This is a genomic window from Streptomyces olindensis (assembly GCF_040645895.1).
Lineage (GTDB): Bacteria > Actinomycetota > Actinomycetes > Streptomycetales > Streptomycetaceae > Streptomyces > Streptomyces olindensis.
The window spans coordinates 26,562-46,344 of sequence record NZ_JBEYZD010000035.1 but is presented as its reverse complement, the minus strand read 5'-3'; the positions used below and the strand labels follow the sequence as shown (position 1 = coordinate 46,344).

At 74.8% G+C, this 19,783-nt stretch carries 19 protein-coding genes; 9 read left to right on the top strand and 10 right to left on the bottom strand.

Annotated features, from left to right (window positions below; genetic code table 11):
- Position 1 precedes the first annotated feature (1 nt).
- The 3 genes from ABZ948_RS22845 to rpmG are packed head-to-tail and all read right to left on the bottom strand — an operon-like array spanning position 2 to position 1,623.
- Positions 2-1,204: a CobW family GTP-binding protein gene (locus ABZ948_RS22845; protein ID WP_359762279.1), complete on the bottom strand. Its 1,203-nt coding sequence runs from the start codon at positions 1,202-1,204 to the stop codon at positions 2-4.
- A 3-nt stretch (positions 1,205-1,207) separates the two neighbouring features.
- Positions 1,208-1,456: a type B 50S ribosomal protein L31 gene (locus tag ABZ948_RS22840; RefSeq protein ID WP_031115921.1), complete on the bottom strand. Its 249-nt coding sequence runs from the start codon at positions 1,454-1,456 to the stop codon at positions 1,208-1,210.
- Positions 1,457-1,458: 2 nt separating this feature from the next.
- Positions 1,459-1,623 (bottom strand): 50S ribosomal protein L33, encoded by a 165-nt coding sequence (rpmG, locus tag ABZ948_RS22835; RefSeq protein WP_010044249.1) that lies wholly within the window; start codon positions 1,621-1,623, stop codon positions 1,459-1,461.
- A gap of 64 nt (positions 1,624-1,687) precedes the next feature.
- On the opposite strand from rpmG, the gene rpmB reads away from it, so the two are divergent.
- The 4 genes from rpmB (at position 1,688) to ABZ948_RS22815 (ending at position 3,580) form a co-directional block, all read left to right on the top strand.
- Complete coding sequence (rpmB, locus tag ABZ948_RS22830; RefSeq protein WP_031115922.1) at positions 1,688-1,924, top strand: 50S ribosomal protein L28; 237 nt, start codon at positions 1,688-1,690, stop codon at positions 1,922-1,924.
- Positions 1,924-2,229 (top strand): 30S ribosomal protein S14, encoded by a 306-nt coding sequence (rpsN, locus tag ABZ948_RS22825; RefSeq protein ID WP_031115923.1) that lies wholly within the window; start codon positions 1,924-1,926, stop codon positions 2,227-2,229. The genes rpmB and rpsN overlap by 1 nt, the downstream gene beginning before the upstream one ends.
- Positions 2,230-2,352: 123 nt before the next feature.
- Positions 2,353-2,868 carry a hypothetical protein gene (locus ABZ948_RS22820; RefSeq protein WP_359762275.1) on the top strand — a complete coding sequence of 172 codons (516 nt, stop codon included), beginning with the start codon at positions 2,353-2,355 and terminating at the stop codon, positions 2,866-2,868.
- A gap of 160 nt (positions 2,869-3,028) precedes the next feature.
- Entirely contained in the window at positions 3,029-3,580 is a 552-nt protein-coding gene (locus tag ABZ948_RS22815; protein WP_359762273.1) for a DUF4232 domain-containing protein, read from the top strand.
- Between the two features lie 7 nt (positions 3,581-3,587).
- On the opposite strand, the gene ABZ948_RS22810 is transcribed toward ABZ948_RS22815, so the two are convergent.
- Positions 3,588-4,688 carry a DUF2786 domain-containing protein gene (locus ABZ948_RS22810; protein ID WP_359762271.1) on the bottom strand — a complete coding sequence of 367 codons (1,101 nt, stop codon included), beginning with the start codon at positions 4,686-4,688 and terminating at the stop codon, positions 3,588-3,590.
- 114 nt (positions 4,689-4,802) lie between these two features.
- On the opposite strand from ABZ948_RS22810, the gene ABZ948_RS22805 reads away from it, so the two are divergent.
- From ABZ948_RS22805 to ABZ948_RS22795, 3 genes are read left to right on the top strand one after another with little or no spacing between them, the layout of a single operon-like run.
- The gene (locus ABZ948_RS22805; protein WP_359762269.1) at positions 4,803-5,435 is read left to right on the top strand and encodes a LysE family translocator; all 633 of its coding nucleotides are present in this window, start codon (positions 4,803-4,805) and stop codon (positions 5,433-5,435) included.
- Positions 5,436-5,493: 58 nt separating this feature from the next.
- Positions 5,494-6,234: a Clp protease N-terminal domain-containing protein gene (locus ABZ948_RS22800; protein WP_359762267.1), complete on the top strand. Its 741-nt coding sequence runs from the start codon at positions 5,494-5,496 to the stop codon at positions 6,232-6,234.
- Positions 6,235-6,289: 55 nt separating this feature from the next.
- Positions 6,290-7,978, top strand: a complete 1,689-nt coding sequence (locus tag ABZ948_RS22795; RefSeq protein WP_359762265.1) for a bifunctional 3'-5' exonuclease/DNA polymerase — start codon at positions 6,290-6,292, stop codon at positions 7,976-7,978.
- On the opposite strand, the gene ABZ948_RS22790 is transcribed toward ABZ948_RS22795, so the two are convergent.
- The 3 genes from ABZ948_RS22790 to ABZ948_RS22780 all read right to left on the bottom strand — a co-directional run bounded on the left by ABZ948_RS22790 (position 7,979) and on the right by ABZ948_RS22780 (position 14,084).
- Positions 7,979-11,797: an AfsR/SARP family transcriptional regulator gene (locus ABZ948_RS22790; RefSeq protein ID WP_359762344.1), complete on the bottom strand. Its 3,819-nt coding sequence runs from the start codon at positions 11,795-11,797 to the stop codon at positions 7,979-7,981. It lies immediately after the preceding gene.
- A 489-nt stretch (positions 11,798-12,286) separates the two neighbouring features.
- Entirely contained in the window at positions 12,287-13,180 is an 894-nt protein-coding gene (locus ABZ948_RS22785) for a glycosyltransferase family 2 protein (RefSeq protein WP_359762263.1), read from the bottom strand.
- A gap of 163 nt (positions 13,181-13,343) precedes the next feature.
- On the bottom strand, positions 13,344-14,084 hold the full coding sequence (locus ABZ948_RS22780; RefSeq protein WP_359762261.1) for a class I SAM-dependent methyltransferase: 741 nt from the start codon (positions 14,082-14,084) through the stop codon (positions 13,344-13,346).
- 192 nt (positions 14,085-14,276) lie between these two features.
- Here ABZ948_RS22780 and ABZ948_RS22775 point away from each other — a divergent pair, with 192 nt between their 5' ends.
- Both ABZ948_RS22775 and ABZ948_RS22770 read left to right on the top strand, forming a co-directional pair.
- A complete protein-coding gene (locus tag ABZ948_RS22775) occupies positions 14,277-14,885 on the top strand; it encodes an ArsR/SmtB family transcription factor (protein ID WP_359762259.1) in 609 nt (202 codons plus the stop codon).
- Positions 14,878-15,681, top strand: a complete 804-nt coding sequence (locus ABZ948_RS22770) for an SRPBCC family protein (protein WP_359762257.1) — start codon at positions 14,878-14,880, stop codon at positions 15,679-15,681. The genes ABZ948_RS22775 and ABZ948_RS22770 overlap by 8 nt, the downstream gene beginning before the upstream one ends.
- Positions 15,682-15,769: 88 nt before the next feature.
- Here the strand turns inward: ABZ948_RS22770 and ABZ948_RS22765 are convergent, their stop codons facing one another.
- The 3 genes from ABZ948_RS22765 to ABZ948_RS22755 are packed head-to-tail and all read right to left on the bottom strand — an operon-like array spanning position 15,770 to position 19,428.
- Positions 15,770-16,732, bottom strand: a complete 963-nt coding sequence (locus ABZ948_RS22765; protein WP_359762255.1) for a DMT family transporter — start codon at positions 16,730-16,732, stop codon at positions 15,770-15,772.
- Positions 16,733-16,786: 54 nt separating this feature from the next.
- Positions 16,787-17,284, bottom strand: coding sequence for a YbaK/EbsC family protein (locus ABZ948_RS22760; protein WP_031115938.1), 498 nt, complete (start codon positions 17,282-17,284; stop codon positions 16,787-16,789).
- Positions 17,281-19,428, bottom strand: a complete 2,148-nt coding sequence (locus ABZ948_RS22755; protein WP_359762253.1) for a class II fructose-bisphosphate aldolase — start codon at positions 19,426-19,428, stop codon at positions 17,281-17,283. The genes ABZ948_RS22760 and ABZ948_RS22755 overlap by 4 nt, the downstream gene beginning before the upstream one ends.
- Positions 19,429-19,783: the final 355 nt, after the last annotated feature.

Genomic DNA, 19,783 nt, shown 5'->3' with positions numbered 1-19,783 from the left:
GTCAGACCTCCAGGAGGGTGTCGAAGGCGTGCGGCAGCCGCTGCCAGGCGTCGCGCCCGGCGGCGTACTCGGCGTCGGTCAGCAGGCAGGACTCCAGCAGCCGCTCCAGGCCGTCCCGGTCGAGGCCGGGCGAGGTGAAGACGAGGTGCTGGCCGCGGTCGCCGTGCTCGGGGTGCCAGTCCAGCGCGGCGGCGGCGCGGCGCACCGGCGGGACCATCTCCCAGGCCGCGTCGGGCAGGGAGGCCAGCCACGGCCCGGCGCTCTCCACGCACAGGGCGCCGCCCGCGGCGTCCCAGTGGAAGAGCGTGTCGGGCTTGTCGGCGAGCCAGAACCGGCCCCGGCTGCGGGCGGCCGCGCAGGTCAGGTCCTCCAGGGCGGCGTAGAGCCGCTCCGGATGGAAGGGGCGGCGCTGCTGCCAGACCAGGGTGGAGACGCCGTGGGCGTCGGCCTCGGCGGGCAGCAGCGCGCAGGCCGGGTGCTGGGCGGCGGCGGCCGCCTCGACGTCGAAGCCGGCGAAGGCCGCCCGGGCCAGCGGGGAGAGCGGGCGCAGACGCGGGGTCGGCACGGTCAGGCCGTCGCCGTCCGGGGCGGCCGGGGTGTCCTGCCCGATGGGCACCCGCAGGGCCGTCGGGTGCAGTTGCGCGAGCAGTTCCCGGTCCTCGTCGTCGGCCTCCGGGGATTCGGCGACCGCGAGGACGGGGGCGTACTCCAGCTGGCGCGCGAAGGTGTCGGCGACCGTGCGCTGGTCGGTGGCCGCCGCGGCGAGACCGCCCTCGGCGAGGTCGTCGCCGTTGCCCAGGTAGGGCAGGACCAGGGCCGGGTCGACGGCGGTGATCACGCCGGTGACGGTGAGCCCGCCGGCCGTGACGACCTCGGCCATCGCCTTCGGCTCGACGGAGTCCCACAGTTCGACGACGGCGAGCCGGGTGCCGCCGGCGTCCTGGAGCCGCTCCAGCTCCGGGACCAGGTCCTCGCGCAGGGCGCAGCAGGCGCAGTCGTTGACGAGCGGCGCCTCGCCCGCGTCGAGGATGCCGCCGGCGTCCCGGACGGTCCGCACGACCGTGCCCGCGGCGGCCGTCGCCAGGTCGTGGTGGAGGACGACGCTGCCGGGCACGTCGGCGAGCAGCCGCGCCACGGCCGCCCTGCGGGCGTCGGCGTGCAGTCCGCCGACGATCACGACGGGGAGAGCGGGAGGGGCAGCCACGGGTCAGCCCTTCTTTCCGTACCGGCGCTCGAAGCGCTCGACGCGGCCGGCGGTGTCCAGGACGCGGGCGGTGCCGGTGTAGAAGGGGTGGCTGACGTCGGAGATCTCGACGTCGACGACCGGGTAGGTGTTGCCGTCCTCCCACTCGATCGTCTTCTCGCTCGTCATGGTCGAGCGGGTGAGGAAGGCGTAGTTCGCGGCACGGTCGCGGAAGACGACGGGCCCGTACTCGGGGTGGATTCCCTGGCGCATGGTCAGCGCTCCTCTCGGAAGTCGACGTGGCGGCCGACGACCGGATCGAACTTGCGCAGGGTGAGCCGGTCCGGGTCGTTGCGACGGTTCTTGCGGGTCACGTAGGTGTAGCCGGTCCCGGCGGTGGACCGGAGCTTGATGACCGGGCGGAGTTCGTTGCGTGCCATGCCGCTATGCTACTGAAAATGAATTCCATTTACACCACCTGAGCCAGAGAGGTACGTCACCACCATGTCCGCGCACTGCATGCTGACCGGCACCCAGCCCGGCTTCGGCAACCGCATCTCGCACTCCCACCGGCGCACGTCCCGCCGGTTCGACCCCAACATCCAGTCCAAGCGCTACTGGCTGCCGAGCGAGGGCCGGTACGTACGGCTCCGGCTGAGCGCCAGGGCGATCAAGACCGTCGACACGATCGGGATCGAGGCGGCCGTCGCCCGGATCCGCGCCCGGGGAGTGAAGGTCTGATGGCCAAGAAGAGCAAGATCGCGAAGAACGACAAGCGGCAGGAGGTCGTCGCGCGGTACGCCGCCCGGCGGGCCGAGCTGAAGGAGATCATCCGGCGGCCCTCGTCGACGGAGGCCGAGCGGCTCGCGGCGCAGGCGGAGCTGCGCAGGCAGCCGCGGGACGCGAGCGCCACGCGCGTGCGCAACCGCGACCAGGTGGACGGCCGGCCGCGCGGCTACTTCCGGGCGTTCGGGCTGTCCCGGGTGAGTCTGCGGGAGCAGGCGCACGCGGGGTATCTGCCCGGGGTGCGGAAGTCGTCCTGGTGACAGGCTCCCCCGGGGGCTCTTGACGGCCCCTGGTAGCTTGCTGCGATCGTTCCGGCCAGGGGGCCGGCCGGGTTCCGTCCGGGTCGGCCGGCTACAGCTTGGGGGCTTGCAGTGACTTCGGTGATGTTCTGGCGTCGCTCCGGCGCCGTGCGCGTCGCGGCGGTGGCCGCGGGGCTGGTGGGCGCGCTGGCGCTGACGGCGTGCAGCGGCGACGGCGGCTCCGGGGACGACTCGGCGTCCCCCAGCCCCTCGGCCACGGCGTCCGCCGGAACCGGCGGCTCGGACTCCGGCTCGGACTCCGGGTCCGGTTCCGGCGGGGCGGCCTCCGACGAGCTGGCGGGCAGCTGGCTCGCGACGACCGACGGCAAGGCCGTGGCGCTGGTCATCACCGGCAGCAAGGCCGCGCTGTTCGCCACCGGCGGGAGCGTGTGCAGCGGCACCGCGGGTGAGCAGTCCGGGATGCGGATGATCCGCCTGAAGTGCACGGACGGCTCCAAGGACCGGGCGACCGGCATGGTCGACTCCGTGAACAAGAGCAGCCTGAAGGTCACCTGGGAGGGCGGGCTCGGCGCGGAGACGTACACGAAGGCCGAGGGCGGCAGGATGCCGACCGGACTGCCCACGGCGAGCCTCGGATAGCGGCACGCCGACGCGAACGGACGGGCCGCGGGCCGCCTTCGGGCGCCGCGGCCCGTCCGGCGTTCGGGGGATTCGCAGGGGGTGGGTGCCCGGGCGGCACCCGCGTGCGTGATGATCCGGGGAGCGAAGCCGCTCCCGTTCACCACGCCCAGAGGACTCCATGCGCACCCTGCCCCTCACCCTGGCCGCCGCCCTCGCCGCGACCCTCCTGCTGACCGCCTGCGACGACGGTGGCTCCGGCACCTCAGGCGCCTCGGGCGACGACGCGAAGAACGCGGATCCCGGTAACGGCTCGGCCTGCGCACTGTCCGACCTGGGCGTCGAGGTCGGGGCAGGCGCAGCCCCGGCCGCCGGGGACACCGGCACCGTCACCGTGACGCTGACCAACAAGGGCGCGGAGTGCACCCTGAAGGGCTTCCCGGCCGTGGACCTCCTGGCCGAGAGCAGCACCACCAACGTGCTCCCGGAGGAGGGCGCCCAGGCCCAGCCGCTCACCCTCGGGAAGGGTGCCACCACGTCCTTCACGATCACCTACGTCCGCGGCGAGGCCGACCCCGCGAAGAGCCTCGTCGTGCACGCGGCGTCCTTCACCCTGCCCGGCGCCCCCAAGGACGCGCACGAACTCAAGTGGTCCTACGGCCCGGTCGCCCGGCCGGACGACGGCGGCCAGGCGCGGGCCACGGTGAGCGGCTTCGAGTCCGCCGGCGACTGACGGCCGCTCAGCGCAGCGGCGGCCGGTGGCGCATCTGTGCCCGGTCCGCCGCCTGCGCGCCTTCCGTCCAGCCCGCCTCGTCGCGCACGCCGCGCAGCCGGGTGGTGGTCGTCTCCGGGAACATGCGGTCCAGCCGCCCCGTGACGGCGAGTTCGCGGGAGGCGAGGACCGGGAGCAGGTCGTCGGTCACCTGGGTCTCGGCGGCGGCCGCGAGGCGGGTGCCGATGCGGTGGGCGTAGGCCGCGAGGAAGGCCTGCCGGAACGCCTTGGTGCGTTTGCGGCCTCCGGCGCGCTGGGCCGCCTCCGCCTTCGTCATCGCGGTCGTGGCCTGCACCAGGAGTGAGGTGTGGAGGAGTTCGACCGCCTCCAGGTCCGTTTCGAAGCCGACGACGGTGGCGAAGCCGAGGGGTTCGTTCCACACCGCCCGGCAGTGGTTGGCGGTGGCGACGGCGTCCAGCAGCACCGCCTTGGCCTGCTCGTACGGCGGCTCGACCCCGATCCGGCAGGCCCCGGGCGTGTCGGGCGAGGGCGCCCGCGCCGCGAGCAGCGCCTCGTCGACGCTGTGCCTCGCCATCAGCTCCTGCGCCTTGGCGCTCAGCGCCTCCGCCTCCTCCGGGAACCCGGTCGCCTCGGCCTTCGCGAGCAGGGCGCGGATGCGGGTGAGCATGCGCGACTCGGGCCTCGCCTCGCCGGACGGCTCGTCGAGGGATTCCAGCGCGGGCAGGCGCAGCAGCAGGCGGTACAGCTCCAGTACGGCCGTGGCGTGGGAGAAGCGGTCGGTGCGGGGCGGGGCGCCGGCGGGCAGGTCGGCGAGCTGCGCGCTCCAGCGGCGGCCACGGGGACGGTCGTGCGGCGCCTGCGCGCGGATCAGCTCCGCCGCGAGCAGCACGTGGACGTCGTCCAGCTCGCGCCGGACGATCCGCACGACGTCGGCCGGCTGCCAGCCGCGTCGCCAGGCCGCGGCCAGGAACTCCTCGCCGCGGCGGGCCAGTTCGGCGTCGGCCGCCGGGTCGGAGGCGAGCAGGGACGCGCCGGTGTCGAGGGCCGTCTCGCCGGTCTCGTACAGGGCGGCTTCGAACGCGCGGTCGACGGTGGTGGACGTACTCACGGGCCGATGGTGCCACGCCGCCTCCCGCGCTCCCGCGGCCGTGGCCGTGGCCTGGTGCGTCTCACTCCCCGGAATTGGGTCGATCGGGCGGGGCGGGGCTTCGAGCATGGCCCCATGGTGGACATGTCTCTCTACGCGGCGTTCCTCGTCGCCGCCTTCGCGCTGTGCATCACCCCCGGCCCCGACATGATGTTCATCGTGGCGATGGGCGGCCGGGGCGGGCCGACCGCCGGGGTGATGGCCGCTTTCGGGGTGGCGTGCGCGATGCTCGTGCACGCGGTCGCGGCGGCCCTCGGCCTGTCGGCCCTGTTCACGGCGTTGCCGACGCTGTACCACGTGCTGCGCTGGGCGGGCGCGGCCTATCTGCTCTACCTGGCGGTGAAGGCCTTCCGCGACCGGTCGGTGCCGGGCGGGCAAGAGGCCGGCGCCACGGGGTCGGGCATGCGGCGGGCGTTCTGGCAGGGCGCGATCACGAACCTGCTGAACCCCAAGGTGATCCTCTTCAACGTGGCGTTCCTGCCCCAGTTCGTGAACCCCTCCCTCGGCCACGTCCAGGGCCAGTTGCTGCTGCTCGGCGTCACGCTCGTGGTGATGGGCTTCCTGTGGGACGGCAGTGTCGGGCTGCTCGCGGGGCGGCTGGCCTCCTTCCTCCGGCGCAGCGCGCGGGTGAACCGCTGGCTGAACATCGTCTCCGGGACGGTGTTCACGGGGCTGGCGCTGCGGCTGGCGGCGACCTCACCCAAGTAGCTTTTCGGTGTGTCAACCCAAGGTTGACAGCCCTGAGGGCGCAACCTACGGTTGACACATGACGAACCCCGAACCCACGTCATCCGTCCGTCTCGACGACCTCATCGCCGCCATCAAGAAGGTCCACGACGAGCCCCTGGACCAGCTCCAGGACGCCGTGATCGCCGCCGACCACCTGGGCGACGTGGCCGACCACCTCATCGGCCACTTCGTCGACCAGGCACGGCGGTCCGGCGCCTCCTGGACCGACATCGGCAAGAGCATGGGCGTCACCCGGCAGGCCGCGCAGAAGCGCTTCGTGCCCAAGGAGTCGGCCGACCTCGACCCGAGCCAGGGCTTCAGCCGGTACACCGTCCGCGCCCGGAACGTCGTCATGGCCGCCCACGGCGAGGCCAAGGCCGCGCGCAACGCCGAGGGCACGCCCGCGCACCTCGTCCTCGGACTGCTCGCCGAGCCCGAGGGCCTCGCCGCGAAGGCCGTCGTCGACCAGGGCGTCTCGCTCGACGCGGTCCGCGAGGCCGCGCGGGCGGCCCTGCCGCCGGCGGTCGAGGAGGCCCCGGAGCTCGTGCCGTACGGCCAGGCCGCCAAGAAGGTCCTGGAGCTCACCTTCCGCGAGGCCCTGCGCCTCGGTCACAACTACATCGGCACCGAGCACCTCCTGCTCGCCCTGCTGGAGCACGAGAACGGCGAAGGCGTCCTCAGCGGACTCGGTGTCGACAAGGAGCGGACCGAGGAGTACGTGGCGGCGGTGCTGGAGAAGATCGCGCAGGCCCAGAAGGACGTGCTGGACGCGTCCTGACCGGGGCCCGCGCCACAACGGCGGCGTTGTCAGACCCCCCTGGCACACTCGCAGCATGGCCGACCGGTGGGCACTCGCCCCGGCCGAGGACGGTGGCGTGGACGTCGCCCCCCTCGGCCCGGACGGGCTGCCCGCCGGGCCGGTGCGGCGGGAGGCCGATCCCGCCGAGGCCGTGCGGAGCCGTCCCGGCGTCACGCGGTGGGTGTGGCGGTCCACCGCCGATGTCTACCCGCGCCTGCTCGCCACGGGGGTGCGAGTCGAGCGGTGCTACGACATCGAGGCCGCCGAGACACTCCTCCTCGGCCACGAGGGGCGGTACGGGGAGCCCCGTTCGGCCGCGGCCGCCCTGGCCCGGCTGCGCGGCGGCCCCGTACCGCCCGATCCCCCGCTGCGCTCCGCCGAACCGGGCTCCCAGTCCTCCCTGTTCGAGCCGCAGGGCGTCCCGCTGCCCCTGCCGGACCTCCTCGCGGTCTACGCCGAGCAGCAGCGGCGGCACGAGCGGGCCGAGCACCCCGACCGCATGCGCCTGCTCACCGCCGCGGAGTCGGCGGGCATGCTGGTGGCCGCGGAGATGAACCGCGCCGGGCTGCCCTGGAGCGCCGAGGTGCACCGCGCGGTGCTGCACGACCTGCTGGGCGAGCGGTACGCGGGCGGCGGCGAGCCCCGCCGCCTGGCCGAGCTGGCCGACGAGGTGTCCGCCGCGTTCGGCAGACGGGTCCGCCCCGATCTGCCCGCCGACGTGATCAGGGCCTTCGCCCAGGCCGGCGTCAAGATCTCCTCGACCCGCCGCTGGGAGATCGAGTCCATCGACCACCCGGCCGTGAAACCCCTGATCGAGTACAAGAAGCTGTACCGCATCTGGGTCGCCCACGGCTGGTCCTGGCTCCAGGACTGGGTGCGCGACGGCCGGTTCCGGCCCGAGTTCCTCGCGGGCGGGACGGTCACCGGGCGCTGGGTGACCAACGGCGGGGGCGGACTCCAGATCCCCAAGGTGATCCGGCGGGCGGTGGTCGCCGACCCGGGCTGGCGGCTCGTCGTCGCCGACGCCGACCAGATGGAACCGCGCGTGCTGGCCGCCGTCTCCCGCGACCCGGGGCTCATGGAGGTGGCCGGCCGGGAGAGCGACCTGTACCAGTCCGTCTCCGACCGCGCCTTCTCCGGCGACCGCGCCCAGGCCAAACTCGCCGTGCTCGGCGCGGTGTACGGCCAGACCTCCGGCGACGGCCTGAAGAACCTCGCCGCGCTCAGACGCCGCTTCCCCAGGGCGGTGGCGTACGTCGACGAGGCGGCCCGGGCCGGCGAGGAGGGCCGGCTCGTGCGGACCTTCCTCGGCCGGACCTGCCCGCCCGCCGCCCGGGGCACGGACGACGCCACGGAGGAGGCCGGCATCCCGGCCACCGAGGACGACCGGCCCGACGGCGGCCAGTGGGTCCCCGGGTACGCCTCCACCAACGCCCGCGCCCGCGGCCGCTTCGCCCGGAACTTCGTCGTCCAGGGCAGCGCCGCCGACTGGGCGCTGCTGCTGCTCGCCGCGCTGCGCAGGACCTGTGCCGGGCTGGCGGCCGAACTGGTCTTCTTCCAGCACGACGAGGTGATCGTGCACTGCCCCCAGGAGGAGACCGAGGCGGTCGTGGCGGCGATCCGCGAGGCGGCGGACCTGGCCGGGCGGCTGACCTTCGGGCAGACGCCGGTGCGGTTCCCCTTCACGACGGCGGTCGTGGAGTGCTATGCGGACGCCAAGTAGTCAGCCCTCGGGGGCCAGCAGTGCGCGCAGCTCCGCGACCACCGCGTGCTCGTCCGTCCCCTCCAGTGCCGCGAGCGCCCTGCCCCACTCCTCGCGCGCCTCGCCGGGACGCCCCCGCTCGCGCAGCAGCAGCCCGTGCTGGTGGCGGGCGAGACCGCCGGTGTAGCGGTCGGCGCGGGCCTCGGCCCGGCCCAGCAGCTCGGCGCACTCGTGGGCGGCCCGCCCGGTGCGGCCCAGCAGCCGCAGCGCGCGGACCAGGCCGAGCCGGGTCTGGGACTCGCCGTGCCAGTCGCCCTGGCCGCCGAGGATGCGCAGGCTCTCCTCGAAGTGCGGGAGGGCGGCGGCCGGTTCCCCGAGCCGCAGATGGGCGTAGCCGATGTTGCAGTGCGCGGAGTGGCGCAGGATCACGGCGCCGATCTCCTCCCCGAGCGCGAGCGACCGCCGGTGCTGCTCGATGGCGGCCCGCGGGTCGGTGTGCTCGTAGAGGTTGCCGAGGTGGCTGTGGGTGACGGCCTCGCCGTACGGGTCGTCGAGTCGCCGGGCGTACTCCAGGCTCCGCGTCAGCGCCTCCCCCGCCTCGGTGTGCCGGCCGAGCCCCTCCAGCAGCAGGCCACGGTTGTTGAGGCAGCGCCGGATCCAGGAGGGGTGGTCCAGCCGCCGCCAGAGGTCCAGCGCGCGGTCGTTGAGGGTGAGGGCGTCGCTGTGGCGGCCGGTCAGGAAGTGCAGCCCCGCGAGGTCGACCAGCGCGTACGCCTCCGCCGCCTCGTCCCCGAGCCGCCGCGCCACCCGGAGGCCCACCCGCCCGAGCACCTCCATCTCGGCGACCCGTCCCCGGCGGTGCGCGTAGGGGAACACCAGCCGGACCAGGACCGAGACCAGGGCCGCGCGCCGGCCGCAGGGGTCGTCCCCGTGCCGCTCGGCCAGGGTGACGATGTTCGCCAGCTCCCGGTCGCCCCAGGCGAAGGCCTCTTCGGGAGTGTCGAAGGGGGCGACCTCGTCGGTGTGGGCCGGATGGCCGGTGGGCCGGTCCGCGGTGGGGCGGCGGCGGTCGTCCTGGTCGGGGCCGGGGCCGAGGATGGCGGCGAGGGCACGCTCGGCGACGGCGGCGTACCAGCGCAGCGCGGCGTCGGCGGCGTCCGCCTCCCGCTCTCCGGCCCGCTCGCGGGCGAAGTCGCGCACCAGGTCGTGCGGTGCGTAGCGGCCGTACGCGGTCTCCTCCAGCAGGGCCACGTCGACGAGCCGGTCCAGGGCGGCCTCGGTGCGCCTCTCGCCGGTGCCGGTGAGACGGGCGAGCAGGGGGGCGCCGTACGTGGGCAGGTCGAGCGCGCCGATGCGGCGCAGGGTGAGGGCCGCGTCCCGGTCGGCCTCGCGCTCGGAGGCGGCCAGCGCGTCCTGGGCGACGGCCAGGGAGCGGCGGACGCTCAGGTCGTCGTACTCCAGGTGCCCCAACCGCCCGTCCGCGGCGGTCAGTTGAACGGCCAGGACGTCCGGGGTGAGGGCCGGGCGGGCGGCGAGCCGGGCGGCCACGACGCGCAGGGCCAGGGGCAGGCGGCCGGTCAGTTCGACGAGGCGCCGGGCTGCGTCCGAGCCGTCCAGGCCGTCGCGGCCCGAGGCGGCGCGCAGGAGGTCGGCGCTCTCCTCGTCCGACAGCGGGGCGAGCGGGAAGCGGGCGGCACCGTCGAGGGCGGTGAGCGGTGACCGGCTGGTGACGATCACCGCGCAGCCGGCGCCGCCCGGCAGCAGCGGCCGCACCTGGGCGGCGCTCGCGGCGTCGTCCAGCACCAGGAGCGTGCGGGTCGGGGCGAGCAGGGAGCGCAGCAACGCGGCGGCGGCGTCCGGGAGTTCCGGGATACGGCCGGGTTCGACGCCGAGGTCGCGCAGCAGGGCGGTGAGTGCCTGGCCCGGGGCGAGAGGGGTCATGCCCGGGGTCGCGCCGTGCAGGTCGAGGTGGAGCTGCCCATCGGGGAAACGTTCCGCCACGGCGTGCGCGACGTGCAGCGCGAGGGCGCTCTTGCCGACACCGGGCATGCCGCTGATCACTGCGGTGGGATGCGGGCCGGGTGCGGTGAGGGCGCGGCTCAGGGCGTCACGTACGGCGGCCCGTCCGGTGAAGTGGGCTGGGGGTGGGGGCAGTTGTGCGGGACGGGGTGCCGAGGCGGGGGCAGGGGCTGGGTCGGGCGTGGGCTCCCCGGAGCGGTGGTTTGCCGGGGTGGTGCTCGGGGGCGGCTGAGGGGCGGGGATGCTCGGGGACGGGGCTGCGGACCGCTGGGAGCCGGGGGCGCCCGGGTCCATGCGTGCCGTCTGCCGAGAGCCAGGGCCACTCGGGCCGACGCCCCCGGGCGACGGGGAACCGCGCTTCCCCGAGGCCGGGCCCACGGACGGCCGGGAATCGCGCTCGCCGGGATCCGAGCCGACGGACGGCCGGGAACCGAGTCCGCCGGGATCCGCGTCCGCAGACGGCCGGGAACCGCGCTCGCCGGGACCCGCCCCCGGAGACGGCCGGGAACCGCGCTCCTCGGGACCCGCACCCTCCGACAGCTGGGAACCAGGACCACCCGGGCCCACGGACGACCCGTGACGCCACTTCCCCGAGCCCACGTCCACGGCATCCACGGACGGCCGGGAACCGCGCTCACCGGAACCCGCGCCCCCAGACGGCCGGGAACCAGAACCACCCGCGCCCACGGACGACCCGAGACCCCACTCCCCCGAGCCAACATCCACGCCGTCCACGGACAGCCGCGAACCGAACTCCCCGGAACCCGCGCCCCCAGACGACCGGGAACCAGAACCACCCGCGCCCACGGACGACCCGAGACCCCACTCCCCCGAGCCAACATCCACGCCGTACACGGACGGCCGCGAACCGAACTCCCCGGAACCCGCGCCCTCCGAAGGCCGAGGGCCACCGCTCTCCGACCCCACGCCCTCCGACGACCGGGAACCTTCGCCCCCCGACCCCACGCCCTCAGGCGACCGCAGCGGTCGCGTCGGCGGTTCTGTCGAACCGGCGTCCGTGAAGGACCCTCGCAGTACCTCCACGTGCGCCTCCCGCACGCCCGGTCCGGGCTCGATGCCGAGTTCGTCGAGGAGGCGGGTGCGCAGGTCGCGGTGGACGGCGAGGGCCTCGGCGCGGCGGCCGGTGCGGTGCAGGGCGAGCATCAACTGCCGGTGGTACACCTCCCGCAGCGGATACTCACTGGCCAACGCCGCCAGCTCCGGGACCAGTTCGTGGAGCCGGGGACCACCCAGCGCCAACTCGGCATCGTGGCGCCACTCCAGGAGCAGCAGCCGTGCCTCGCGCAGCCGCCGCGCGAAGGCGTAGCCGCCCACCTCGGGCGGCAGCCCGGCGAGCGGCGCGCCCCGCCACAGGGCGAGCGCGGCCCCGCACTCCGCGACGACCCGCTGCCAGTCCCGGCCGGTGTGCGCGGCACGCGCCGCGGTCACATGGGCGTCGAAGACATGGACGTCCAGCTCGCCCTCGTCGACGCGCAGCACGTACCCGGACGGCACGGTCCGCAGACGCTCGGGGTCGTCCAGCAGCCGCCGCAGCCGGGCCACGTGGTTGTGCAGCGAGGCCTGCGCGGACACGGGCGGGGCCCCTCCCCACAGCGCGTCCTTGAGAGACTCGACGGAGACGACCCGTCCGGCGTCGAGCAGCAACGCGGCCAGCAGGACACGGGTCTTGGGGCTCCCGATGGCCCGGGCCGCCCCGTCACCCCGGCGACTCCCGGCGGTGGCGCCGCTCCCGGCACCGCCCGGGACGTCGTCGTACAGCACCGGCGGTCCCAGCAGCCCGAACCGCAACCCGAACCGCAGGCCGTACCGCTCCCCCGGTCCCCCGTCGGGCCCCCTGTCGCTGCCCGAGCAGGGAGATGCCGCCCCCATCGCGCCCCCGCCTTCCCGATTCGCCGCCCTGGACGAGATTCCCCACCGTGACGGGTTCCCGCCCCCTGGACAGCGGTTTTCCGTCACCTTCGGCCTCGCGTCCTCCGCCGGGATCCGCCGCTGCCCCGGCCTTCCTCGACCTTGGTTCGGCTACTTCACGCCAATCGGCAGACGACGCAACGGAGAACCGTTGGCCACATGTTAGCGATCCGTTGGCAAAGCCTGATGTGATCACTACATCGGATCTGGCCCGGCGGCGCGCGCGTCTGGACGCGCAACTCGGGGGAGTGTCGCCGCCGCGGCCGGATCCGGGTCCCGGTCGGCGGAGGTGAACGGCCGGGGCCCACTCAACCACTCGACGCCCGCGGCGTCCGCCGTCCGAACGTCCGGCGTCCCGCGTCCGGCGTCCCGCGTCCCGCGTCAGATGACGGGCGGACGCCCCAGCCGGGTGAGCCGCCACACCGTACGCCAGCGCATGGGCCGCCGCTCTCCCGCCGACTCCCGTACGCCTTCCACGAATCCGCCGAACCACGCCCGCAACCCGGCGCCCGACCGGTTCCGCGCGAGCGTGAGCAGCACCCAGACGCCCAGATGGACGGGGACGAGCGGGAGCGGCAGCCGGCGGCGGGCCAGCCAGACCCGGTTGCGGGCGTTCACGCGGTAGTAGATGGCGTGCCGGGCAGGCGAGGTCTTCGGGTGCTGGAGCAGCAGTTCGGGCGCGTAGAGGATGCGCCAGCCCGCGTCGGCCGCGCGCCAGGCCAGGTCGGTCTCCTCGTGCGCGAAGAAGAACTCGGCGGGCCAGTCGCCGATCTCGTCGAGCATCGCCATCCGCAGCGCGTGCCCGCCGCCGAGGAACCCGGTGACGTACCCGCCCCGTTGGGGGTCCGAGTTGCCGATCCGGGGCACGTGCCGCTGCTGGGTCTCGCCCAGCTCGTCGGCGATGCGGAAGCCGACGATGCCGAGCCGGTCGTCGGCGGCGCACAGGTCCCGGACGCGGCGCAGCACATCGGCGTCGACGAGCAGACCGTCGTCGTCCAGGTCCACCACGACGTCGATGTCACCGAACTCCCGCAGCCGCGCGAGGGCCGCGTTCCGCCCGCCGGGGCAGCCGACGTTCTCGTCGAGCTCGATGAGGGTGACCTCCCCGGGCAGCGACAGCCGCCGGGCGAACTCCGGTAGCGGGCAGCCGTTGCCGACGATCACGATCCGCTCGGGCGGCACGTCCTGCTTGGCCACCGACTCCAGCAGCGCGTCGACCTCCTCCGGCCGGTTGCCCATCGTGACCACGGCGACGGCGATCGTGGGCGCCCCCATGTCCTCACCTCATCCCGGTCGGCGGCTGACGGGCTGACGCGCGATGCTATCCGTTAACGATAAGGACCCCTTAAGTACGCCTGTCGGACCGCGACGCGTCTACGCCGTTCGGCCGAGCCGCCCTGGGTGCGGCCCGGCCGTACGGGACGTCCCGCGGCGGTCGTCAGGCGCGGCAGCGCAGCATCTCCAGCGGGGGGTTGGCGTGGAAGTCCGCCCAGTACTCCGCGCCGTACGCGCGCAGGCCGGCGTCGGACACCTCCAGCGGGACCCAGGTCAGGTCGCGGAACCCGGCCGCCGCCAGGCACTGTTCGTAGACCTCGCGGCGCGGGCAGGTGGTGACGAACTCGATCGGCGGGTCGAGCAGCGCCGTGATGCGGACGCGCGGTCCGGTCCCGGCCTGCTCGCCGGTCGGCTCGGCGAGGAAGCCGTACCGGGCCGGTGACGGCCCGTCGAAGCGGAACTCGGGCCTCTGGGCCAGCACGAAGAACTCGCCGCCGGGCACCAGGTGCCGGTGCGCGGCGCGGCACATCCGTTCCATGGCGGCGACGTCCTCCGCGTAGTTGAGCAGCTGGACCGCCGTGGCGACGTCGAAGCGCCGCCCGAGGGGACGCAGCGCCGACACGTCGCCCACCTCGTAGCGCACGCCCAGCGGATCGCGTTCCTCCAGTCGCCGGGCCGCGGCGACCATCTCGCCGGAGATGTCGACGCCGAGCACCTCGGCGGCACCGCGCCGGCGGAACTCCCTGCTGTAGAAGCCGGTGCCGCAGGCCAGGTCGAGGACCGACCTGCCGCGCACGTCCCCGACCATGGCCAGGAAGCCGGGGACCTCCGCGTAGTGCGCCAGTGGCAGGGACTTGAAGCCCTCGAACGCCTCACCGATCTCGTCGTACTGCTGCACGCCCATCGTGCCGCCTTCCCCTGTGGTCCGTCCGTGGTGTCGCGCCGCAGCCCTGGCGGGCAGTCTTCCCGCACCCCGGCGGGGGGTCGTACTGGCGGAAGCCACGAAGATCCGGCCGGACGAACCCACGAAGAGCCGAAGCACGAGAAGCCGGCCGGCCCCTTTGACAAATTTATTTGTCAAGGCCAGAGTGGTGCTGTGGACACAGCACCCGTGGAGGTCATCCGCGCTTCCGACCAGGCGATCACCGCTCTCGACCCGGTGCGCTCCCGGCTCCTCGCCCACCTGCGTGAACCACGTTCCGCGAGCGGGCTGGCCCGGGAGCTCGGCCTGCCCCGGCAGCGCGTCAACTACCACCTGCGGCAGCTCGAGGACCAGGGGCTCGTGGTCAGCGCCGGTGAACGGCGGTGGGGCGGGATCACCGAGCGGCTCGTGGTGGCGACGGCCCGGGCGTACGTGATCTCCCCCGAGGCCATGGGGCCCGCGGCGCCACCGGAACCGGGCGAGCGTCCGGACCGTCTCTCGGCCGCGTTCCTCCTGGCGCTCGCGGCGCAGACCGTCCGGCACCTCGGCTCCCTGCTGTCCCGTTCGCGGCGCACGGGCGGACGCGTCGAGACGTTCGCGCTCCAGACCGACGTGACTCTGGCGTCGCCCGCCGCCCGGGCGGACTTCGCGCGCGACCTCGCCGCGGCCGTGACGGGCGTCGTCGCCCGCTACCACGACGAGCGGACGCCGGGTGGCCGCGCCCACCGCCTCGTCATCGGCGCCTATCCGCTGCCCCCCACCGAGGAGGAGCACCATGACTGACGTGCACAGCCGTCTCGACGACGAGGACGGCCGCTACCGCGCCGTCGCCGAGGTCGAGGTCCCCGGCACGCCGGAGCAGGTCTGGGAGGCCATCGCCACCGGCCCCGGCGTCGAAGCCTGGTTCGTGCCGGCCGAGGTCGAACCGCGGGAGGGCGGGCGTTTCGTCACCCACCACGGTTCGTTCGGCGCCTCGGAGGGTGTCGTCACCGCCTGGGAACCGCCGCACCGGCTCGTCTACGAGGAGCCCGACTGGCAGGGGCCGGGCGTCCCCGTCCCGCCCTGGAACACCGAGGTCCTGGTGGAGGCCGTCTCGGGCGACACCTGCGTGGTGCGCCTGTCCTCGGGGTTCCTCTCCGGCGGGGACGACTGGCAGGACGACATCGACGGGACGTTCGAGGGCTGGACCGCCGCGCTGCGCAACCTGCGGACCTACCTGACGCACTTCGCGGGGCTGCCGACCACGACCCTCCTCGTCATGCACGAGCTGCCGCAGGGCGTGCCCGCGCCCGACGTGCTCGCGGCCGCCGGGCTCTCGGGGATCCGGCCCGGCCAGGAGGCCGAGACGGCCGGGACGGCACCGCGGCTGCGCGGCACCGTCGAAGCGGTGAGCGCCAAAGCCGTCGCCCTGCGTACGGCGGAGCCCGTCGGCGGGATCTTCGAGCTCACCACCATGGAGTGGGGCGGCACCGCGGCGATCGTCGTCGGCGGCCACCTCTACGGTCCCGACGCCACGAAGGTCCGGGACCGCGAGCAGCCCGCCTGGGAGGCCTGGGCCGCGAAACTGGCCACGGGGTGACGGCCGCGGCGGGCTCGGGCAGTTCCACGCCCATGGAGCGACGGGCACGGGGCAGGGCCCGCCGGACGGCGCGGGGGCCGTGTCCCGCTCAGTGGGCCGCGCGCTCCTCCACGGGGGTGGCGGCCGCCCCGGGCCCCACCGCCGGCTCCGGCGCGGCGGGCCGTCGCCGCGCCGGGCGGGGCAGCGTGCCGTGCGCCGCCATGATCCCGGCGATGACCAGCACCGCCCCGAGCGGCTGGTTCCACGTCAGCCGCTCCCCGAGCAGGACCACGCCCGCCGTGACACCGACGACCGGGGTGAGATACGTGACCGCGGCGGCGTTCACCGCGCCCCACGCCTGGACGATGTTGTTGTTCCACAGATAGGCGAGGCCCGTGCTCAGGGCACCCAGCGCCAGCATGCTCAGCGCGATCGGCGCGTCGACGCGGGGCGCGGGCGCCGCCAGCCAGGGGGTGGCGGCCAGCATGATGAGCGCGCCGATGGTGACCTGCACGAAGGCGACGCTGACCGCCGGCAGCCCGTACGGGGTGATGTACCGGCGCAGGAAGACGAAGGCGACGCCGTAGCAGGCGGTGGCGCCCAGGCAGGCGAGCTCGGCCAGGAGGTGCCCGCCGCCACCGGCGAGTCCCCCCGGGCCGATCAGCACCAGCACCCCGGCGAACCCGGCGAGCAGACCCGTCGTACGGCGCTTGTCGAGCCGCTCGTCCGCCAGGGCGACCGCGCCGACCGCGAGGGTGAGCAGCGGGGTGGTGGCGTTGAGGATGCTCGCCATGCCGGAGTCGAGGTGCTGCTCCGCCCAGGAGAAGAGCAGGAACGGCACGACGCACAGCAGCACGGACACCACGGACAGCCGCAGCCACAGCCCGGCGTCCCGCGGGATCCTGCTGCGGGTCACGGCCATGACCGCGCAGAGCGCCAGCGCGCCCAGCACCAGCCGGCCCCACACGACCTGCGCGGGCGTCATGCCGTCCAGCGCGACCTTGATGAACAGGAAACTGGAGCCCCACGCGCACGCCAGCGCGACGAACTGTGCCCCGATGCGCACGCGCATGCCGACGCACCCCCCTTGATTCGTGTCGGTCCCTGCTCTGATTCGTGTCGGTCCCTACTCCGCGGCGGCCGGGACCACCGGCGCCGCGATGGGCGCCACGGCGGGCGCCACGATCCGGACGTAATCCTCCGTGGCCATGACCACCGACCGGTCCAGCCGGCCCGCGTTGAAGGCGATCTCCTCGTGGGCCGCGAGGAACTCCGCGTCCACCACGACCGGCAGCGTGCCGGACAGCGACAGCGGCGGGATGGCGCCGACGACGCAGCCGGTGAGCTGTTCGGCCAGGTCCGACGGGGCGAACCCGCCCTTCTTGCCCTCGACCGCGGCGACGACCTTCTTCAGGTCCGCGCGCCGGTCGCCCGCCAGCACGGCCAGCACCGCCGGGGACTCGATCCCCTTCACCCGGCACACGAGCGCCTTCGCGCCCTGCGACACGGTCGTGCCGCGCACCGCGGACACCTCCTCGGAGCGCCCTTCGGCCGGGTGCTCGACCACGCGGTACGTGGCCTTCTCCCGGTCGAGAAGGTCGAGGATCTGCTCAAAGGGACTCAACTGCGGCCTCCCGGGGCCTGGGCGGGCGTGCGGCCACGGAGCGGGGCCGCGTAGCACCGCTCCAGCCGGCTGACGAAGGTGTCGACGAAGGACGGCGGCGCGTCGGTCCAGGACCGCCAGTCACGCGTCGCCTCCGCAAGGTACGACATGCGCCGCACGTGCTTCCAAGTCCCGTCCCCCGTAGGGGCATCGGGGTCCGCGGTGAGGTCGACGGGCAGATGGGCGCGCAGCGCCTCCAGGTAGTCGGCGTAGACCCCGCTGCCGAAGTTCACCCGGGCGACGCCGTGTGCCGGCAGGGACGCGAGGTCGACCCGTGAGATCGAGCTGCCGCCGTGCACGACCAGGGCGCGACCGGTGCCCTGGAGGACGCCGGTGAGGGTCTGGACGAGTCCGTGGTCGATCGCCGCGTACCGGTGCTCGCGCGCGGGTTCCGTGGCGAAGACCTCGTCCCACAGGTCGGTCTTGCGCCGGACCTTGGCCAGCCGGCGCTCCAGCCACTCCCTCTCCAGGGCGTCGAGCAGCGGCCGCTGGAACACCGGGACGCGGGTCCGGGCCTCGCGGAACACCGCGTCGAGCCGTGGCCCGGCGTCCGGTCCGTCCGCTTCCGTGGTGGCCCGGCGGGCGAGTGCGGCCACCAGCCGGTGCTCGGCCGAGTAGCCGGGCAGCCCGGAGTCCGTGAGGTCCTTCTCGACGCGCGCGCAGGCCTCGGCGAAGGCGTGCAGGTCGTCGCCGGTGGCGCGGTCGTCCATCAGGCCGACTTCGGCCAGTGAGCGGCGGGTGGCGGCGAAGCCGTAGTCGAAGCTGTGGAACTGGCCCACGTGGGCGCCCACCAGGTCGAGGTCCGTGTCCTCGACGAACCGGGTGAAGTCGCTCGGGGTCGTCTTGTTCCACTTGCGCAGCCCGGCCCCGTCGATGGAGCCGATCTCGCCCTCGACGAGGACGCCGTAGCGCCGGGCCAGTTCGGTGGCGGCGTTGGTGAAGAGGACGTTCTGGTGCAGGGTGCGGCCGGACCCGTCGACCATGACCGAGTCGAACCCGGCCTCGCAGGCGGCCTGGATCACCTCGTGGTCGTCCGCGTGGTCCAGGTGCAGCCGCAGCCGGGAGCCGAGCGCGGTGTTGAGCCGGTCGACGTCCTGCCGGAGCGTGGTGAACACCCCGGCGACGGCGGCGGCCGGACCCCGGCCGACGCTGTCCGCGACGAACAGCAGGGCCTCCTGCGGCGAGATCTCGCAGTACACCTCCCGCCGGGTGCGCGCCGAGAGCAGGGCGTAGGGCAGCAGCATGGAGGGGTGCTTCACGTTGAAGTTCGGCACGGTCCCCGTCCACCGGGCGGGCGGCGCCGCGGCGTCCCGGGCCGGTGGTGTGCCGGGGCGCCGGTTGCGCAGTTCCCAGTGGTACTCGTGGCGTACGCGCTGCACTTCGGCGAGGAAGTCGGGCAGGTCCGTGTCGCCGGGCGACAGGGTGCGCACCAGCGGGCCGAGGGCGCGCGGGTCCAGGGCGCGGGGGTCCTCGACCATGAAGACCACGCCGAGCAGCGGGTCGTCGCGGCGCAGCGCCTCGGTGCGGCGGGCCGCCCAGGTCATCGCGGCGAGGCCGCTGACCGGGAGTTCCTCGCACACGAACGCCACCGACTGGGCGGCGAGCGTGTCGAGCACGCGCTCGCAGGTCAGCCGCTCGTCGGCGATGACCGTCCGCAGTTCGAGCCGTTCCAGGAGCGGGCGGGCCCACTCGGTGTGCCAGACCTCCGCGCCGATCACGGCGTGCGGAACGTCGGCACGGCGCGGCCGCACGGCGGCACCCAGCACGCCGGGCGGCAGCGGGTGCCGGGTCGCCCGGTGGGTCGACGGACCCGCGACCGAGTCCGGGCCAGCGCTGCCCGCGGGGGCGACCGGGTCCACCGGGGCCGCCGGGGCCAGTACGGCGGCGGACACCACCGCCCCGACCGCGCCGACCGCGACGCCGGGGCTGCTCGGGCGGGGCACCGTATCCGCGTCGGCGACCGCGGCGGCGGCAGTACCGGCACGGGCCACCGTGTCCGTGCCACCGACCGCACCGACCGCGACGCCTGCGCTGCCGGCACGGGTCACCGCATCCGCGCCACCGACCGCGCCGACCGCGACGCCGGCGCTGCCGGCACGGGTCACCGCATCCGCGCCACCGACCGCACCGACCGCGACGCCAGGGCTGCTCGGGCGGGGCACCGTATCCGCGTCGGCGACCGCGGCGGCGGCAGTACCGGCACGGGCCACCGTGTCCGTGCCACCGACCGCACCGACCGCGACGCCTGCGCTGCCGGCACGGGCCACCGCATCCGCGCCACCGACCGCACCGACCGCGAGGCCAGGGCTGCTCGGGCGGGGCACCGCATCCGCGCCACCGACCGCACCGACCGCGAGGCCAGGGCTGCTCGGGCGGGGCACCGTATCCGCGTCGGCGACCGCGGCGGCGGCCGCGCCGGCCAGAGTCGTCGTACCCCCCGCACCACCCGTGCCGGACACA